Source organism: Hahella sp. NS-SX17, assembly GCF_057367735.1.
Genome location: NZ_CM170632.1, coordinates 4,990,669 through 5,006,011, shown reverse-complemented (window position 1 = coordinate 5,006,011; position 15,343 = coordinate 4,990,669). Strand labels below are relative to the sequence as shown.

The 15,343-nt window shown below is 44.6% G+C and carries 12 protein-coding genes; all 12 read left to right on the top strand.

Translation table 11 applies throughout. The annotated features are described in order from the left end of the window. Window positions 1-112: 112 nt before the first annotated feature. The 12 genes from AC2IBB_RS22175 to asnB (AC2IBB_RS22120) all read left to right on the top strand — a co-directional run bounded on the left by AC2IBB_RS22175 (window position 113) and on the right by asnB (AC2IBB_RS22120) (window position 15,291). Window positions 113-1,066: a Wzz/FepE/Etk N-terminal domain-containing protein gene (locus AC2IBB_RS22175; RefSeq protein WP_486328917.1), complete on the top strand. Its 954-nt coding sequence runs from the start codon at window positions 113-115 to the stop codon at window positions 1,064-1,066. A gap of 64 nt (window positions 1,067-1,130) precedes the next feature. Next, the gene (gene asnB / locus AC2IBB_RS22170; protein WP_486328916.1) at window positions 1,131-3,005 is read left to right on the top strand and encodes an asparagine synthase (glutamine-hydrolyzing); all 1,875 of its coding nucleotides are present in this window, start codon (window positions 1,131-1,133) and stop codon (window positions 3,003-3,005) included. Beyond that, complete coding sequence (locus AC2IBB_RS22165) at window positions 2,986-3,846, top strand: class I SAM-dependent methyltransferase (protein WP_486328915.1); 861 nt, start codon at window positions 2,986-2,988, stop codon at window positions 3,844-3,846. Before asnB (AC2IBB_RS22170) ends, AC2IBB_RS22165 begins: the two co-directional genes overlap by 20 nt. A gap of 4 nt (window positions 3,847-3,850) precedes the next feature. After that, window positions 3,851-5,176 (top strand): lipopolysaccharide biosynthesis protein, encoded by a 1,326-nt coding sequence (locus AC2IBB_RS22160; protein ID WP_486328914.1) that lies wholly within the window; start codon window positions 3,851-3,853, stop codon window positions 5,174-5,176. Then, on the top strand, window positions 5,176-6,933 hold the full coding sequence (locus AC2IBB_RS22155) for a carbamoyltransferase C-terminal domain-containing protein (RefSeq protein ID WP_486328913.1): 1,758 nt from the start codon (window positions 5,176-5,178) through the stop codon (window positions 6,931-6,933). The genes AC2IBB_RS22160 and AC2IBB_RS22155 overlap by 1 nt, the downstream gene beginning before the upstream one ends. Window positions 6,934-6,968: 35 nt before the next feature. After that, a complete protein-coding gene (locus AC2IBB_RS22150) occupies window positions 6,969-7,721 on the top strand; it encodes a class I SAM-dependent methyltransferase (protein WP_486328912.1) in 753 nt (250 codons plus the stop codon). Between the two features lie 2 nt (window positions 7,722-7,723). Then, entirely contained in the window at window positions 7,724-9,139 is a 1,416-nt protein-coding gene (locus tag AC2IBB_RS22145; protein WP_486328911.1) for a hypothetical protein, read from the top strand. Between the two features lie 4 nt (window positions 9,140-9,143). After that, window positions 9,144-10,241: a glycosyltransferase family 4 protein gene (locus AC2IBB_RS22140; RefSeq protein ID WP_486328910.1), complete on the top strand. Its 1,098-nt coding sequence runs from the start codon at window positions 9,144-9,146 to the stop codon at window positions 10,239-10,241. Beyond that, the gene (locus AC2IBB_RS22135; RefSeq protein ID WP_486328909.1) at window positions 10,231-11,163 is read left to right on the top strand and encodes a glycosyltransferase family 2 protein; all 933 of its coding nucleotides are present in this window, start codon (window positions 10,231-10,233) and stop codon (window positions 11,161-11,163) included. The genes AC2IBB_RS22140 and AC2IBB_RS22135 overlap by 11 nt, the downstream gene beginning before the upstream one ends. After that, the gene (locus AC2IBB_RS22130) at window positions 11,156-11,890 is read left to right on the top strand and encodes a class I SAM-dependent methyltransferase (protein WP_486328908.1); all 735 of its coding nucleotides are present in this window, start codon (window positions 11,156-11,158) and stop codon (window positions 11,888-11,890) included. The genes AC2IBB_RS22135 and AC2IBB_RS22130 overlap by 8 nt, the downstream gene beginning before the upstream one ends. A gap of 217 nt (window positions 11,891-12,107) precedes the next feature. Then, window positions 12,108-13,241: a glycosyltransferase family 4 protein gene (locus AC2IBB_RS22125; RefSeq protein WP_486328907.1), complete on the top strand. Its 1,134-nt coding sequence runs from the start codon at window positions 12,108-12,110 to the stop codon at window positions 13,239-13,241. A 79-nt stretch (window positions 13,242-13,320) separates the two neighbouring features. Further along, window positions 13,321-15,291 carry an asparagine synthase (glutamine-hydrolyzing) gene (gene asnB / locus AC2IBB_RS22120; protein ID WP_486328906.1) on the top strand — a complete coding sequence of 657 codons (1,971 nt, stop codon included), beginning with the start codon at window positions 13,321-13,323 and terminating at the stop codon, window positions 15,289-15,291. The last annotated feature ends 52 nt before the right edge of the window (window positions 15,292-15,343 follow it).

Genomic DNA, 15,343 nt, shown 5'->3' with positions numbered 1-15,343 from the left:
CTCTGAAATAACTATATTAATATAGTTATTGTTATTTTGGTTAGGAGGAAATATGAGAAGATTATTTATCCGGTTTGTACGAGAAATATACTTCTCAATGGACTGTTAAGATATGGAAAGAAAGACTTTTCCTGTAATTGAGACATATCAGGATAATGAAGTCAGTCTCAGAGATATGCTCCACACTCTTTGGAAAGGGAAGTGGCTAATTATATCGATAGCCTTTGTGTCTTTGATTATTACTTTTGTTATGGCCAAAAATCAGCCTGATATTTATAAGTCATCCACATTGCTGGTCCCCGCTCAGGAGGAACAAAAAGGAGGGCTTGCGGGACTTGCTGGTCAGTTTGGGGGACTGGCTGGAATAGCGGGAATAAATATTGGCGGAGGGAAGTCGGATGTGACTGAGGCATTGGCCATCTTAAAGTCACAGGACTTTCTTACCCATTTTTTAAAAGAGGAGAGCATTAAATCCTCTTTGTTTATTAAGAATTGGAATAAAGAAAGTGGTAAGTGGGAGAAACAAGGTTCTTTGCTGGGGGAGGTGGTAGGCTGGGTTAAAGGTGAGTCGGATACTGAAGACGCTTCTGCGCTTGAGCCTTCGTGGCAAAGAACATATCAGCAGTTTATAAGTAAACATTTAAGTGTATCCGAAGATCCTAAGTCCGGTTTGGTGACCATTTCTGTTATGGCCTACGAACCGGAAGAGGCGGCGCATTGGGCGACTCTGTTGGTTGATAAGCTTAATAGTCATGTCAGGTTGCAGAAGAAATCTGAGGCTCAAAGAAGCATAGAATATCTAAACGAGCAAATAAGACTGACTGTTAATGCGGAAATGCAAAGGGTTTTGTATCAGCTGGTCGAGGCGCAGGCTAAAGTGGCTATGCTGGCTAGCGTCAGAGAGGATTATGTTTTTAGAGTGATTGATCCGGCCTTTGTTCCTGAACAGAAGTATAAGCCGAACAGGTTTCAAATGGTTATAGTCGGCGGTATCGCTGGGTGTGTATTTGGTATTTTATTGGTTCTACTTATTCAAGTTGTTACTGAAAACAAACGAAGTGAATGAGCCTGAGTTTGCTGTCCTTGAGCTATCACTTTTCACATAAATAATATGAGGGCTTCTCAAGCCAATGTGTGGAATAGGCGGCTTTTATTATAGATCTTCGCAGAGTGTTCGGCTGGATGGCGCTGCCTTATTGCAGGGAATGTTGGCGAAGCAGCGGCATCGTGGCCCAGATGCATCCTCTTATTGGCTCAACGACTCTAAAACAGTAGGTCTCTGTCATTCCAGGTTAGCTATAGTCGACTTATCTCCGCAAGGAGATCAACCTATGCACAGTGTTTGCGGAAATCTAAGTGTGGTTTTTAATGGGGAAATATATAACTACAAAGAGTTAAGAGCTAAATATGAAGCGCAAGGGTATACATTTAAGACAGGTTCTGACACAGAAGTTTTGCTGGTCGCTTACAAAGCGCGAGGGAAGTCATTTCTTGAAGAGCTGAGAGGAATGTTCTCTCTTGCTTTATTTGATCATCAGAGAAGCATTCTTGTTTGCGCACGGGACCCTATTGGTAAAAAACCTTTTATATACACTGAAACTGAAAGCGGCTTCTATTTCTCTTCAGAGATTCCTGCGTTAGGAATGATCACTGATGTTGATAGACATATTGATCACTCTGCGTTGGCGGCGATGCTTTTACACAATCTGCGCCATATCCCAGAACCTCATACTGTATATCGAGGCGTCAAAAGGCTGCGCCCGGGACATGCTATGGTGGTTTGTGAAGGACGTGTGGAAACGATGTGGCGTCATTGGAGTCCGGCGCCAAGTATGGTGAAAGATGCTGGCGAACTGCGGGAAGTTATCGAAAGTGCGGTTGCAATCAGGTCCCAGGCCGATGTGCCTGTTGGCGCTCTACTGTCGGGAGGCGTTGATAGCTCCGCCATTGTCGCGATGATGAAGAAGCACACTGATCAGACTATTCGGACCTATGCATTTGGCTCCGGGCCAGATGATGAGGATTTGCGTCGAGCGAGAAAGATGGCGGAACACTTCGGCGTGCATCATAAAGAATTTTATTTCGACGCCAATAGACAATTTCAGGTTTTTAGAGATCTATTGGCGACCTGGGGCGAGCCGATAATGTTGCTGCCATTAATTCATACCTACGAAATGTCTGAAGCGATTCACGAGGATGGGGTAAAGGTTGTGATGAGCGGTAATGGGGCTGATGAATTGTTTTTTGGTTACACAGGACATTTTCATACCGCGAAAGTATCAAGATTGTTGAGTGGCATAGCTTTATTTCTGGCTTGCGCAAGAGTCGCCCCTGATAAGTGGAGAAAAGGGCCATTAAAGTTCCTCTTGGAAAGACCTGGTCTCAGAAAGGCTGCATATTATAGATATAAGGCTGCAGAACAATGGCCCTTGATCATTCCGCCGGATATAGCTCGGACTATGCTGAACTATGTGTCTGAGGAAATGAGTTACTGGGGGCCGCTACTGCCAAATAAAGACTTTATAGACGAGTCTAATTACTTGGCGTTGTTAATAGAGAATGCTCACTCGATAACCATTTCATCAGATTTGCCTGCCATGATGGCCTCCGTGGAGTTTCGTGCGCCTTTTCTTGATAAAGAAGTTATCGCAGCCGCCATGGGAATAAACTACAGAGATAAGGTGCGAAAAGGAGGAAGCGGCGAAGGTTTGAAGTATATCCTCAGAGAAGCCGTTAAAGACTTAATACCAGCAGAAATACTCTTTGCCCCAAAACGCGGTTTTGGAATGGGTATTCAAGAAGAAGACGTTCTAAAAGGTCCCTGGCGTCAGATGGGAGAGCGTATCTTCGCAGAAGCGGACGACTGCGAAGGAATGTTTGATGCAAGAAGCTTGAATAGTGTCTGGAATCGATATCTAGGGGGAGACTGCCGCGTAGACACCAGTACCGTAGCGAGACTCTTCGCCATTCAACTATGGAGGAATCATGAGAGCGCTAACCTCTGAGGCGGAAGCCCTTTGGCTGGATTTTTTGAGCAACGATGATAATAGAGGTCACGCGGAGCGAAAATTACAAGGAGGGAGTCTTCAGAGCCATTATGAAGCCTGTTCCCAGTCGTCTCAAGGTGTCGTTAAATGGGTCTCTCGGTTTGCTGAAAAAAATCAGATAAGAAATATCCTAGAAGTTGGTTCGTCTATCGGCATGAACTGCGTTGCGCTTGCCGAAGAATACCCCGGGGCTCAAGTAACGGGCATTGAGCCTGAAGGTGAAGCGATCAAAGTCGCGCAAGCCTTATCCAGAGACCTAGCTTCCTGTCGTTTCATTCAAGGCTTTGGCGAAAGTATGCCTTTTGAGGATGGCGAGTTTGATCTGATTTTATGCAGCACGGTTATTGAGCACGTCACAAACGTCGATCGAGTCATAAGCGAAATGTCCCGGGTGCTATCGAAGAATGGCGTTATATATATTGAAGCGCCAAACTATATATGGCCATATGAGCCACATTTGCAAATATGGACGATACCTAAGCTGGGCAAAAAGTGGATGGCCTTGAGTGCACTTGCGCAGAGAAAAAGCAGGCATGTCCACTTTTTGGAGCACTTGCAGTTAGTAACGCCTTACCAGATTAGGAGGTTATTAAAAAAGAATGGACTCTCAGTTAGAAATGCGTTTGCAGAAAAAGTGGAGAACTCATTGTTGGGGGACTCCATTGAAATAAAGGCCTATCCTGGCATTGCGAAGGCGCTGCGCTTCCTGAATAAGCTGGGGGTCGCCAAGGCTGCCATTCATATTATCCTCTTTATAGGCTTGTATCCCAGTCTTATGTATGTCGCCAAAAAGGGGTAATGCATTGATTGCTTTAGCATCAATAAAAATAATAAAGCCTTATCTAAGCACACTATCAAGTGGTTATATTCTCATGTTCGTTACAATGCTTGTTCAGCTTGTGACAATACCCTTATACCTGGAGAGTTATAGTAAATGGGGCTTTGGCGTTATATCTATGATGCTGGCGGCAGTTCCTTTGCTTGCATTAGGAATAACCTGGGTGAGCGGAGGAGGCGCAAGGTTAATGGGGGAGGCGGTAGCCAATAACGATATTGCAGGCGCCCGTCGGGTATATTCTGCGTCCAAGTACCTGTTTACAGGGTATGGAGTTATCGTCGCTGTACTTCTCGCGGTTATAGGAGTGTTATTTCAGGAAGATTGGCTTAGCGGTGCGCCTGACATATACACCAAGGTTGACTTATATAATTTAATATTAAGCTTCTGTGTTTATGTTGTTATTCAATATGAATTCTCTTCTGAACTGGCGGCGTTTGCTGCAACAAAGAAACAGCATGAGGGAAATGTGCTGCAAATTATTAATCCCTTGGTTATGGTTGTCGCCGTATATCTAATGATTCTGTCTGGTTTTGGCATGCAAGCGGTATTTGTCGCTATGTCGCTTGGTTATATAATGATGCGTATATGTACGCATTATTATTGGAGAAGAGTTTCGACATATGGGTGTTATGTGGTTCTATTGAGTCCTGACAAAATGCAGATGAAGATGGCCTCTAATATGCTTAGAAGCTTTGCTGCAGGTTACTCCATATACGGTGTTCTTCTTCTATTTCTGTTCTCGGATGTAATAATTGTAGGGTATCTAATGGGGGCGGAAGCTGCTGCTACTCTTACTCTTATCTGGAAGATTCCCAGCCTTCTTATACAGACCTTGTGGAGAATACCTGGCTATGCTGAGCCCTATGTTATTCATATGGACGCCAAAGGGGAAAAGGAAAAGCTGTCAGTACTGTTTAAGAAAGGGTTTTTTGTCTATGCGATAATGTGCTTCATAGCTGCATTGAGCTTCTACTTTTTAGGGGAGCGTATTTTAGATTTATGGGTGGGTAGTATTTCGGAGCTGGAAGATGACTTTAACTATTTCATGTGTGCCGGAGCGATATTTTTCTTAAGTCTGGCGCGGTGGCCGATTAGCTTCCTTTATGCAATGGTTAAACTGCGTATGCTAGTAAAAGTTATGGCGATAGAGCTTTTTTTTAAAGTTTTCTTAATACTTATCTTGTATGGGCATTATGATTTTATTTCCCCTGTCGTAGCGGTCAATGTCGAATACATTTTAGGTTTGGCTCTGGCTTATTATTTTATAATAAAAAGAGAGAGGTTGATCTAATGAAAATACTTGCAATTCATGTTGGCCATAATTCCACTGTCGCAGCTATGGAGGATGGTGAGATTAAAGGCGCCTTAAGCCAGGAGAAACTGGATAATAAGAAGAATTCGGCGGACTTTCCTGTTGATGCAATTTATGCGCTATGTAATGAGCTGGGGTGGAGTACGGATGAGATTGATAAGGTATTAATCGCGAGCTTGGAAGTGTTTCCTGAAATTTGCTACGACTATTTATTTGGCTCCACTCCAGAGACCCAGACATCTTTAAGTATTGCGGAACTAATAAAGAAAGCAGAAAAGGGAATTGCGGGGCGCCTAGCTCCCAAAGCATTTGACCGGCTAAGAACAATCCGAGCAAACCAGTTGAAAGAAATGGGGGTAGAGGAGCTTCAAGCCAATTTAGGAAAACTGGGGCTTGATCGTAAAGCAGTGGAGCATATTGAACATCATACCTGCCATGCTCGTGCGGCGCTCCATTCATTTTCCCCTACCCCTTTATTAAAAGACGCGCTTATTTTTACTTTAGACGGCAGTGGCGACGGCCTGTGCGCGACCGTCAGCATAGCTCGCGCCGATGGAGGGTGGGAGCGAATTGCCGAAACGCCAATGCGGTCTTCCCTGGGAGGGATATACAGCAATACCACTCGCTTTCTAGGTATGAAGATTTTGGAGCATGAATATAAGGTTATGGGGTTAGCGCCATATGCTAAGAGCTACTATCTGAAAACTTATGAAAGAGTCTTTAAATCGGTAATAGACCTGGACCCACTGAACCCGCTTAGCTTTTCCTCTACCGTAGATACTACAAAGTTCTATGACTATCTTGTTGAAAACGCAGTTGGAGAGCGCTTCGATAATATTGCAGCTGCATTACAGCATCTGACGGAGGATTTATGTGTTCGGTGGATTCAATATGGTATCCAGAAAACTGGACTACGGGATATATACGTGGGTGGTGGCGTCTTTATGAATGTCAAGCTAAACCAGAGAATCAAGGACTTGGCTGACGTTGATACAGTATGTTTTATGCCTTCATGTGGCGACGAGTCAAACCCCATTGGAGCATGTTATGACTATGCGGCGAGAAGTCATCAAGCTACAAAGCCATTAAAGGATCTATTTTTGGGTATTGGATACTCACGAGCAGACTTAGTTGATTACATAGAAAGCACCAGACTGAGTGAAAAGTATCAAATTCAGGAGTTCGATGATATTGAGCTAAAGATAGCGCAACTGCTTGCCAACAAAAACGTGGTCGCCAGGTTCCATGGTCGTTGTGAGTGGGGGGCGCGCTCTTTGGGTAACAGGGCGATATTGGCGCACCCAAGTTATATGGAAAGTTTTTACACTGTTAATGATTTGATTAAGTCAAGGGACTTCTGGATGCCTTTCGCGCCGAGTATTCTGGAGGATAGCGCAGCTCTATATTTGCAAAACTATAATCCTGATAAATCAGAAGCGCCCTATATGATTTGTACTTATCAAGCGACGGAAGAAGGGGTTGCGCAGTTACGAGCAGCAATTCACCAAGGCGACCACACTTTGAGGCCCCAGGTAGTTAAGAAGCTGGTAAACCCTGACTATTACAGACTGATTAGTGAGTTTAAGAATATCTCTGGCGTAGGTGCTGTGTTGAACACTAGTTTTAATCTTCACGGATATCCGTTGGTGGCTACGCCGGAACAGGCAATTATGACGTTTGAGAACTCGGGTTTACGAAACTTGGCGCTTGGCGACTTCTTAATATCTAAAGGTTAATTCTGCTTAATGTCCTGAAATAAAGGTATGCCATTATGAACGACATTGTACGGCTCTCTGAAGATAGAGTGGCTTATTTTGATCATGATTCTACTGCTGTACATGCTGTTTCACCGGTTGTAAACATAGTTCGCTCCCTTTTGGAAAACCCGACTTCAATAAATTTACTGGATGTCGGAGGAGGAAATGGGACTTTCTTGGATACCATGCTGAACTCAATGCCCGAATCAAGGGGGACAATTGTCGAAATGAGCCCGGCAATGGCTGGCAAAAATACGTCTCGCCATAACAAAGTAGTTGTGTGTGATAACTATTTGGATTGGGCAAATAGAAAGCTAGATAGCGATGAGAAGTTTGACGTCATATTCTTCAACTTTGTGCTTCATCACTTTGTCAGCGAGAGCTGGACATCCTCGGTAGCGCTTCAAAGCAAAGCACTGGAAGTATCTAGGAAGCTACTTGCAAGGAATGGGGTGATTGTAGTTTATGAAATCCATTACAACGGAGGAGTTTATAATGAAATAACAAGCAAAATAATATATATGGTATCTTCCAGTAAAGTGTTAGCGCCATTCGCGAAACTAATGGGGGCCAATACCGCGGGGTTTGGCGTTTGCTTCCATTCAGAATCCTTTTGGAAAGAGCTCTTTTTTAAGCAGGGGTTAGTATGTAGAAAGGAACACTTAATCATGGAAGGTGTGTTTGACGGTTTAATGCCTAAACTGCATAAATTACTTCTTAATATTAAAAGCATGAACTATAAGATTTGCTTTGTTGGTAGTGAGTAAAAATGCTTTTAGCTTTTTTGCTTGCTTCTACAGCTCTAATTATAGGGCTTTGGATATATGATTCCCAGCGTGTAGGTGTTTCTAAATCCTGCTTGAACCATTTTTGGTTCTTTTCTTTGCTATGGATCATCTACTTTCCATTTAGGGGGGTGTTGATAGATCAAGGAATTATATCTCTGCAGGTCAGTAGAGATTGGCTGGAATCGGAACTCATTGTCTCCATTTTTGTTGCGTTTTTGTTCTGGGTGTTCGCATATGTTGGATATCTTTCGCTGAATGGAGCCAGTCAGTGTCTTTCGATAAATATTGAGAGGCCAGTTAAGTATCCAGCCGCAAAAATATCTATGTTAGTCGGGTTTGCATGGATGTTCTTGTTTAATCGGGTAATTCATGAAGGCGTTTTTGTTCCTTTTCAAGGTAATGATCAAAATGAGATGAGGACTGGCGGAGGGCATATATTTTTATTTTCAGAGCTGTATCTGAATGCCTTCTTCTCATATGTGTGTGTGGTTCTGATATACAAGAAGAAGCCTGCAAGAGACAGTGTTTTCTTGGTGATTGTTTTGGCTGTTTTGGTAACCTCTCTCGCAATGACCGTTGCACTGGCTTCCAGGCGGATCATATCTATGACAATTTTTGTTCTGGCGGTGTGTTACATTGTTAGACGAGGGAGGAGTGTGGCGTTGGCTCCCGCGCTAATACTTTCTTCAATTTTTATGGCTCCGCTCCTTCAAACTTTAAGGTATACCGATCCGTATTTACTATTATCTGATGATGTCTCAATCAGCAAAATCATCATTAGTACATTTGTAATGAGGAACTTTCTTACTTCCTTATCTTCTTCGTTTGAAGGTATTGATCATTTGGCTGCATTTTTGGATAAGGCAAATTGTAGTCAGATTATATTTGGAGTTGATGGCGGTTTGGCTTGGTTGTTTAACCTGTTTTTGGGAGCATTTCCTAGGGCGATTTGGTCTGGCAAGCCGGAGATATATGGTAGTATATCTGAGCAGAAATTTCTTTACCCATGGATGTATGAGAATGGTTCTGCGACAACCACTCTACCATCTAGCTTTGTTGTTGATTTTATGTTTGGTATGGGGATATTCGTGGGGCTTATTATTTCATTTTTTATGGGGCGGCTGCTAAAAACTCTTTACTGTAGATTGTGGGTGCAGGAAGAAAATTATGCCGGAAAGGCAATATCTATATTTGTATTGGCAAATCTATTTAATATAGTCAGAAGCGGAACAGGGTTTGCGCAGCCACTGATAATATTTTTAATTGCTACGACAATAGTTTTAGGTGTTGGGCGAATGCATAGGGAGCTTAAGTCTATAGCCTGGGCGGTGTTTGGAGTCGGTGGTTATGGGCGAAAGAGTAATACAGATATTGGTTTGACTTTGAGATCAGGCTGAAATTATGGATGCAATTTATTTTTACCCACACGGCTATTTTAGAGATCGTCAACTCGATACGGTAAGAAATTGGCCGGGAGAGGTAGCTAATCCTGATGTTGGCAAACAATCAGGTAAGCAGGTCGCTTCTAAAAAATCTATTTCAAGTGTTGGGATAAGGTCCTGGGTAAACAGGGCCCCATTGATTAATGTCAAAGTCAGGCCCAAGGGGCTTGATAGTCATACTATTGTATATGTATGGGGCGCCTTGGTTCTACCTGGAAAATTTATCGTGGATTTGGATAATCCATATAGTCTCACTGGCTATAATATTAGGGCATTCAGAATATATAGATATATATTGAAAAGGGCACTGCTTTCTGAGAGATGTGTTCAGATAAGATGTATGAGCCGTGCTTGCCTGGAGAACCTACGGCTTACTTTAGGTGATGATGTGGCTGATAAAGCTGTCGTGTCTTACCCTTATATGCCAAAAGTTAGAGACCCTGGTGAGAGTGTTTTGGTCGGGGTGGGCGGAATTAAAAAGTTTCTTTATATATCAACGCAGTTTGATATAAAGGGTGGGCGGGCGCTTATAAATTCGTTTTTAAACGCCTATAAACGATGCCCGAATATTTCTCTGGAAATGATAACTCATCTACCGGAAAAGTATAGAGATTTAGTTGCAAGCTGTCCGGCTATAAACTTTCATCCAGCAGAGTTTAGTCGGCAGGAAATTGCCGATAAGTTCATGAAACGTTGCGATGTGCTGATCCATCCAACCTATGTAGACTCATTTGGCATGGTGGTGTTAGAAGCAATGTCTTATGGAATGGCTCTAATTGCAACTGATGTATACGCAATATCAGAAATGGTCAGAAATGAAGAAAATGGCGTTTTATTGCAACCGCCAGTTTCTATTTGGGATAAATATCTCCCATCTGAATACTACTATCAGCTTGGGAATATAAAATCATTGATAGAAAAGGTGGATGATACAGCTTTTTCTCAAAAGCTGGAGAATGCGATTGTCCATCTGGCTGAGGACGAAGAGCGATTAAGGCGGTACCGGAAGAATAGCCTGGAGATTTTTTTAAGGGAGTTTGGACGTCATGCTGCTTAGCGTCATTGTTCCAGCATTTAATGCCAGCGAGACTGTCCGGGCGACTTTGAAAAGCATAAGCACCGCCCTTTGTAATGCTGACTTCAAGGTAGAAGTACTGATAATTGACGACGGTAGCGATGACAGTGATTTGCTTGCAGATACATTGGTGGAGTATCCATTTGTTCGTTTGCTCAAGCATGAAGTAAATAAGGGGATGTGTGCTGCGCGGAATACTGGAATAAAAGCCAGTGGTGGCGACTTTGTCACAATCTTGGACGCGGACGATGAGTTTGTCGAAGGCTGGCCGGAACGCTTGCTATATATTATTTCTGAATGGCCGGACGACTGCCAAGTGTGCTATAGCGCATGTGTTAATTCTAACGGCGCTCCTACTGTCTCGGAGCCTGCTTATCGTGGCAGATTGACCTATAAAGACCTTCTGAACGAAAGGCATTCTGGAGAATATTTGCCTGTTTTTCGTGGAAATTTTGTAAGAAGTCAACTATATCATGACTTAGGGTTGCGGAAGTCCTGTGGGATAGTTAGCTACCTCTACTTCGCAAAAGAAAGCGACTTTTGGGTTACCCCTATCGTATTGAGGATATACCACGACCAAAGGCAAGGCTCTGTTTCCAGCGGCTGGTTAACGGAGAAAAAAGCCAGAGAAACAGCCTTGTGTTATGAAAGGCTCTTTCAAGAATTCAGTGCTGAATATCGGCGGTATGCTCCCAGAGTCTATCACACCAAGATGTTGCGTTACGCTGTTTATCGAAAGGTCGGCAATTTATCAGGGATATGGCGCCCTTGGCTGCGGGGCTTTTCCATACGCGCAATACCCGAATTTCTAGTTACGGCTTTTATTCTTGTCATGGGAGAGGGGGTAATGCGCCCTCTTATAATGTTTGCACGTAGAATCGGAGTACTGAGGAAATATGGATAACACACTGGATGACTCTGAATTTTATGAAGACTTTTGGCGGGACGCTGGCTACCAATATGCCTATGCGATGGACTCTGCAGTCAGGGACCGCTTTCCTGCGATCGAGAAAGTCTGGGGGGGGTTAAGGCGGCCGCATAGAGTACTTGATTTCGGTTGTGGCAATGGCGTTTTGTCTTACTGGATGTATCAGAATAGCTTTGCGTACAAGGTGCTTGGTGTTGATGTCAGTAAAACAGGGGTTCGTAACGCCCACCGAGAATTCGCCCAACCAGGACTGGACTACCGGGTAATTACTTCGCCAATGAATGTCAGGCAGCTAGGCGCATTTGATGCTGTTGTTTCCTCCCATGTGCTTGAGCACATTCCAGATGTAGATGAGGCGCTGGCGTCATTGAAAGGAGTCGCTAAGTGGTATGTCTTTGAGGTGCCGCTGGAGGATTGTTTTTTTCAGACCTTGAAATGGGCTGCTTCTAAAAAGCCAAGACATGAGAATGCACTAGGCCATGTACAGTTTTGGACGAGGAAAAGCTTCCGAGATTTGCTGTCTAGACATGGGTATGTGGTTGTGCGTGATTATAATTATGCATCGGCGCCGTTTTCGCCCTACAACCCCGGCTGGATCCGAGTGATGGAAAAGCTGCTTCTGAGGACGGCAGGACTAAACCTATATTCAAAAATAATGGCAACTCATTACGCGGTGCTGGCGTGTGAGAATCCATGGAAATGATAATGGCCTTTTCGTTCGAAAGGCAGACTTCATTATAGAAACTCGAACCAATAGGCTTAATAAGAAGTGCTTCTATTATAGAGCTGGCTGATAGTTGTTTCCCTACTGTGACACAAGGGGTCGTTTGCCTTTTTATTGGAGCGGGAAGTCTAATAGCGAGAAAGCATATCGACTGATTGCACATAGATAATAAGTATGAAACGAGAGAAGCCTTTCTGTGAAAGTTCTAATTTTACTTACCAGTAGTGAGTTGGGTGGGGCGGAGCGCAGTCTTACTAAAATGGCTAAGGCGGCTCTTCAGGCAACGCCAGAAGTTGAGTATTTCTTGGGTACATTGGATGGGGAGGGGCCATGGTGCGGATGGTCTCGTAGTATTGGCGTGCCACCGTATGTGTTTGGACGGCGCGAAGGCAAACATGGTTGCATTGGACTATCTGCGATAATTAGTGCTATCAGGTTTGTTCGAGAAAGAAATATAAATATTATTTACACTGTGGGCTTTCGTTCCTCGGTCCTCTTTCGCCTCTTTAGAATGTGTATGCCTGGTGTGAAAGTGGTTCAGGGCGTTAGATGGAATCCAAGCTCAACAAGTAAGTTGGATATTTGGTTCCGGCGTGTTGAGAAGTATGCGCACAGAATAACCGACGCTTACATCACCAACTCTGCTGCGGCTTTTAACACTTTGCATCGACTTGGCGTCCCTAGGGATAAACTTACGACGGCCTATAATGGTCTGGATGCTATGCCTTCGGCTGTAGATACGACCATGCCTGCTTCTCCAGTCGTTATTACCATCGCAAACTTAAATTATCGAAAAGGATATGAACCCTATCTACATGCGATCTCGAAAGTTGTTATGTCTGTTCCTTCGGCTCAGTTTGTGTTTTTAGGCAGGGACGACATGAATGGAGTCATACAAGGCAAGATTGACTCGATGAACTTGGTTAAGTGGGTCACATACTTAGGGTTTCAACAGGATATAAGCCCTTATCTACGGTCATCTGCTTTGATGGTTCTTCCATCACTATATTGTGAAGGGTGCCCTACATCCGTTATGGAAGCGATGAGCTATGGTGTGCCGGTGGTAGCTTATGCGATAGACGGTATTCCAGAGCTGGTTGAGTCTGGAAAAGAGGGTTTTTTAATTGATCAAGCTGGCGATATTGATGCGTTGGCGGATGCTATTGTCAACATTTTGGAAAACCCGGAGTTGAGGGGCGAGCTATCTATGGCGGCCAAATCCAAGGCGGAAGCCAGTTTCTCTATCATTAACTGCTGTAAGTCCCACGAACGATGTTGGAACAAACTAATCTATCGGGCTGAACCCCTGGCCGCTTATGACGGAAAGTAGGTAAGGCTAGAGGTTAAAGGATTAAAAGCTTATGCGGCGTTAGAAGGTAGCGCGGCGATTACGTGGAAGGCTTCTACTTATGTGTGGAATCTTGGGGTGGATTGGCGCTCGATTGAACGTACAGCACGCAAACCAAATGCTGGATCAGTTGACGCATCGAGGGCCGGATGATCGTGGGGATTGGTTTCATCCTGATCATCACGTTTGGTTTGGGCATCGGCGCCTCTCTATTTTGGACTTGAGTAGTGCGGGAAGGCAGCCTATGCGCAGTGAAAACGGGCGCTGGACGCTGACATTCAATGGGGAAATATATAACTTCCAACAGCTCAGAAAGCAGCTTTTAGACGAAGGTTGTCAATTTAAAGGAAGTTCGGATACGGAAGTTTTATTAAGAAGCATAGAGCAGCGCGGCGTTGTTGAGACGTTGAAGCGGCTGGTCGGAATGTTTGCTTTTGCTGCTTACGATGTTCACGGCAGAAAGCTCTATTTAGCGCGAGATCGGATGGGGGTGAAGCCTCTGTACTATTCTGTTGATGGCGCCGAAATCGCTTTCTCCTCGGAACTTGGGCCCTTAAGGAGTTTGCCTTGGTTTGACGCAGGGCTGAGTAGTGATGCGATGCATGCCTATTTTCGGTATCTAACGGTCCCCGCTCCAATCTCTATTTTTAAGCAGATACATAAGGTAAAGCCAGGTGTTTTGGTTGTGTGGTCTCCAGCCTCCGGCGTGAAAGAGAGTGTTTATTGGTCAGTCAAGGATTCTGTTCAAAATGGAATGCTGGCCCGAAAGGAAAAGCGGAATCTTGATATCAGGGCCGCCGCTGACGAGATGGAATCCATCCTCAGGGAGTCAGTCTCTCTTAGAATGATTTCCGATGTGCCGCTTGGGGTTTTTTTATCTGGCGGCGTGGATTCCTCTCTGGTTGCTGCGATGATGCGCAGGCTTTCAAATAGCAATATCTCTTCTTTTTCTATTGGCTTCGAAGAAGCGTCACACGATGAGTCGGGTTACGCTCGGGATGTGGCGCAAAGTCTGGGGCTTGAGCATCATGAGGCTATTCTGACGGAGCGGGATGCGATTGATTGGGTTCCTGAAATCGCTGGCGCGCAGGATGAGCCTTTTGCTGATAACAGCATTATTCCTACCTATTTGTTGAGTAAATTCACGCGTGAGAAAGTCACGGTTGCGCTTTCTGGTGATGGAGGAGATGAGCTGTTCGCCGGGTATCCGCGCTATTTTTGGGGGGATCGAATTAGCTCATTAAGAAAGGCATTGACGCCACTGGGGGCTAGGGCGGTAAGTAGGCTATTGAAGTCGGCGCCTGTTTCCTTTTGGGATGACTTTGTTCATCGCTTGACGCGAGGACGCTATACCAGTAGCGAAGGCTTGGCCTATAGGGTCCGGCGATTTGCCGACTACCTCTCTGTTCCAGAGAGTGAGGCTTACAGAAGGATAATATCGGTATGGGATGATCCTGAAACACTGGTTGGCGTAAGAGAGTTGCAGGATGTGGGTCCTAGTATTGATCGATACCCTGAAGTCCCTTGGTCTGAGCAGATGATGGCGTGTGACCAGGAACATTACTTGCCCAACGATATCTTGACGAAAGTTGATTGGGCGTCTATGCGATGTTCTTTGGAGGCGAGAGAACCGTTGCTTGACCATCGTCTGGTTGAGTGGTCTTGGACTCTGCCTTTTAGTTTTAAAAAATCTGGCGGCGTCGATCAGGGTAAGCGAGTGATGAGGGAGCTCCTATACCGCTATGTGCCGTCTCACTTAATAGAGCGGCCAAAAAAAGGATTTGGGCTTCCGATGGATCGTTGGCTCAGAGGCTCCCTCCGTGATTGGGCTGAGTCTCTTTTGGAGAAGAGGGCGATGGAGCGCTCATGCTTGGTGAATTTCGAGTTTGTGGCGAGTATGTGGAAGCGCCATCTGGGTGGGGAAAACTTCTCTTCACAACTGTGGACAATACTGGTGTTCAGAAGTTGGGAGGAGAAGGTTTTGCTGAGTTGTAGAAAAGAAGTAGTTGTTCCACCGGTAGCGCTTGCTTGATCAAGCGATCCGGAATTCCCGTAGTTAATTATAAGACTAAAACTATTAAGGG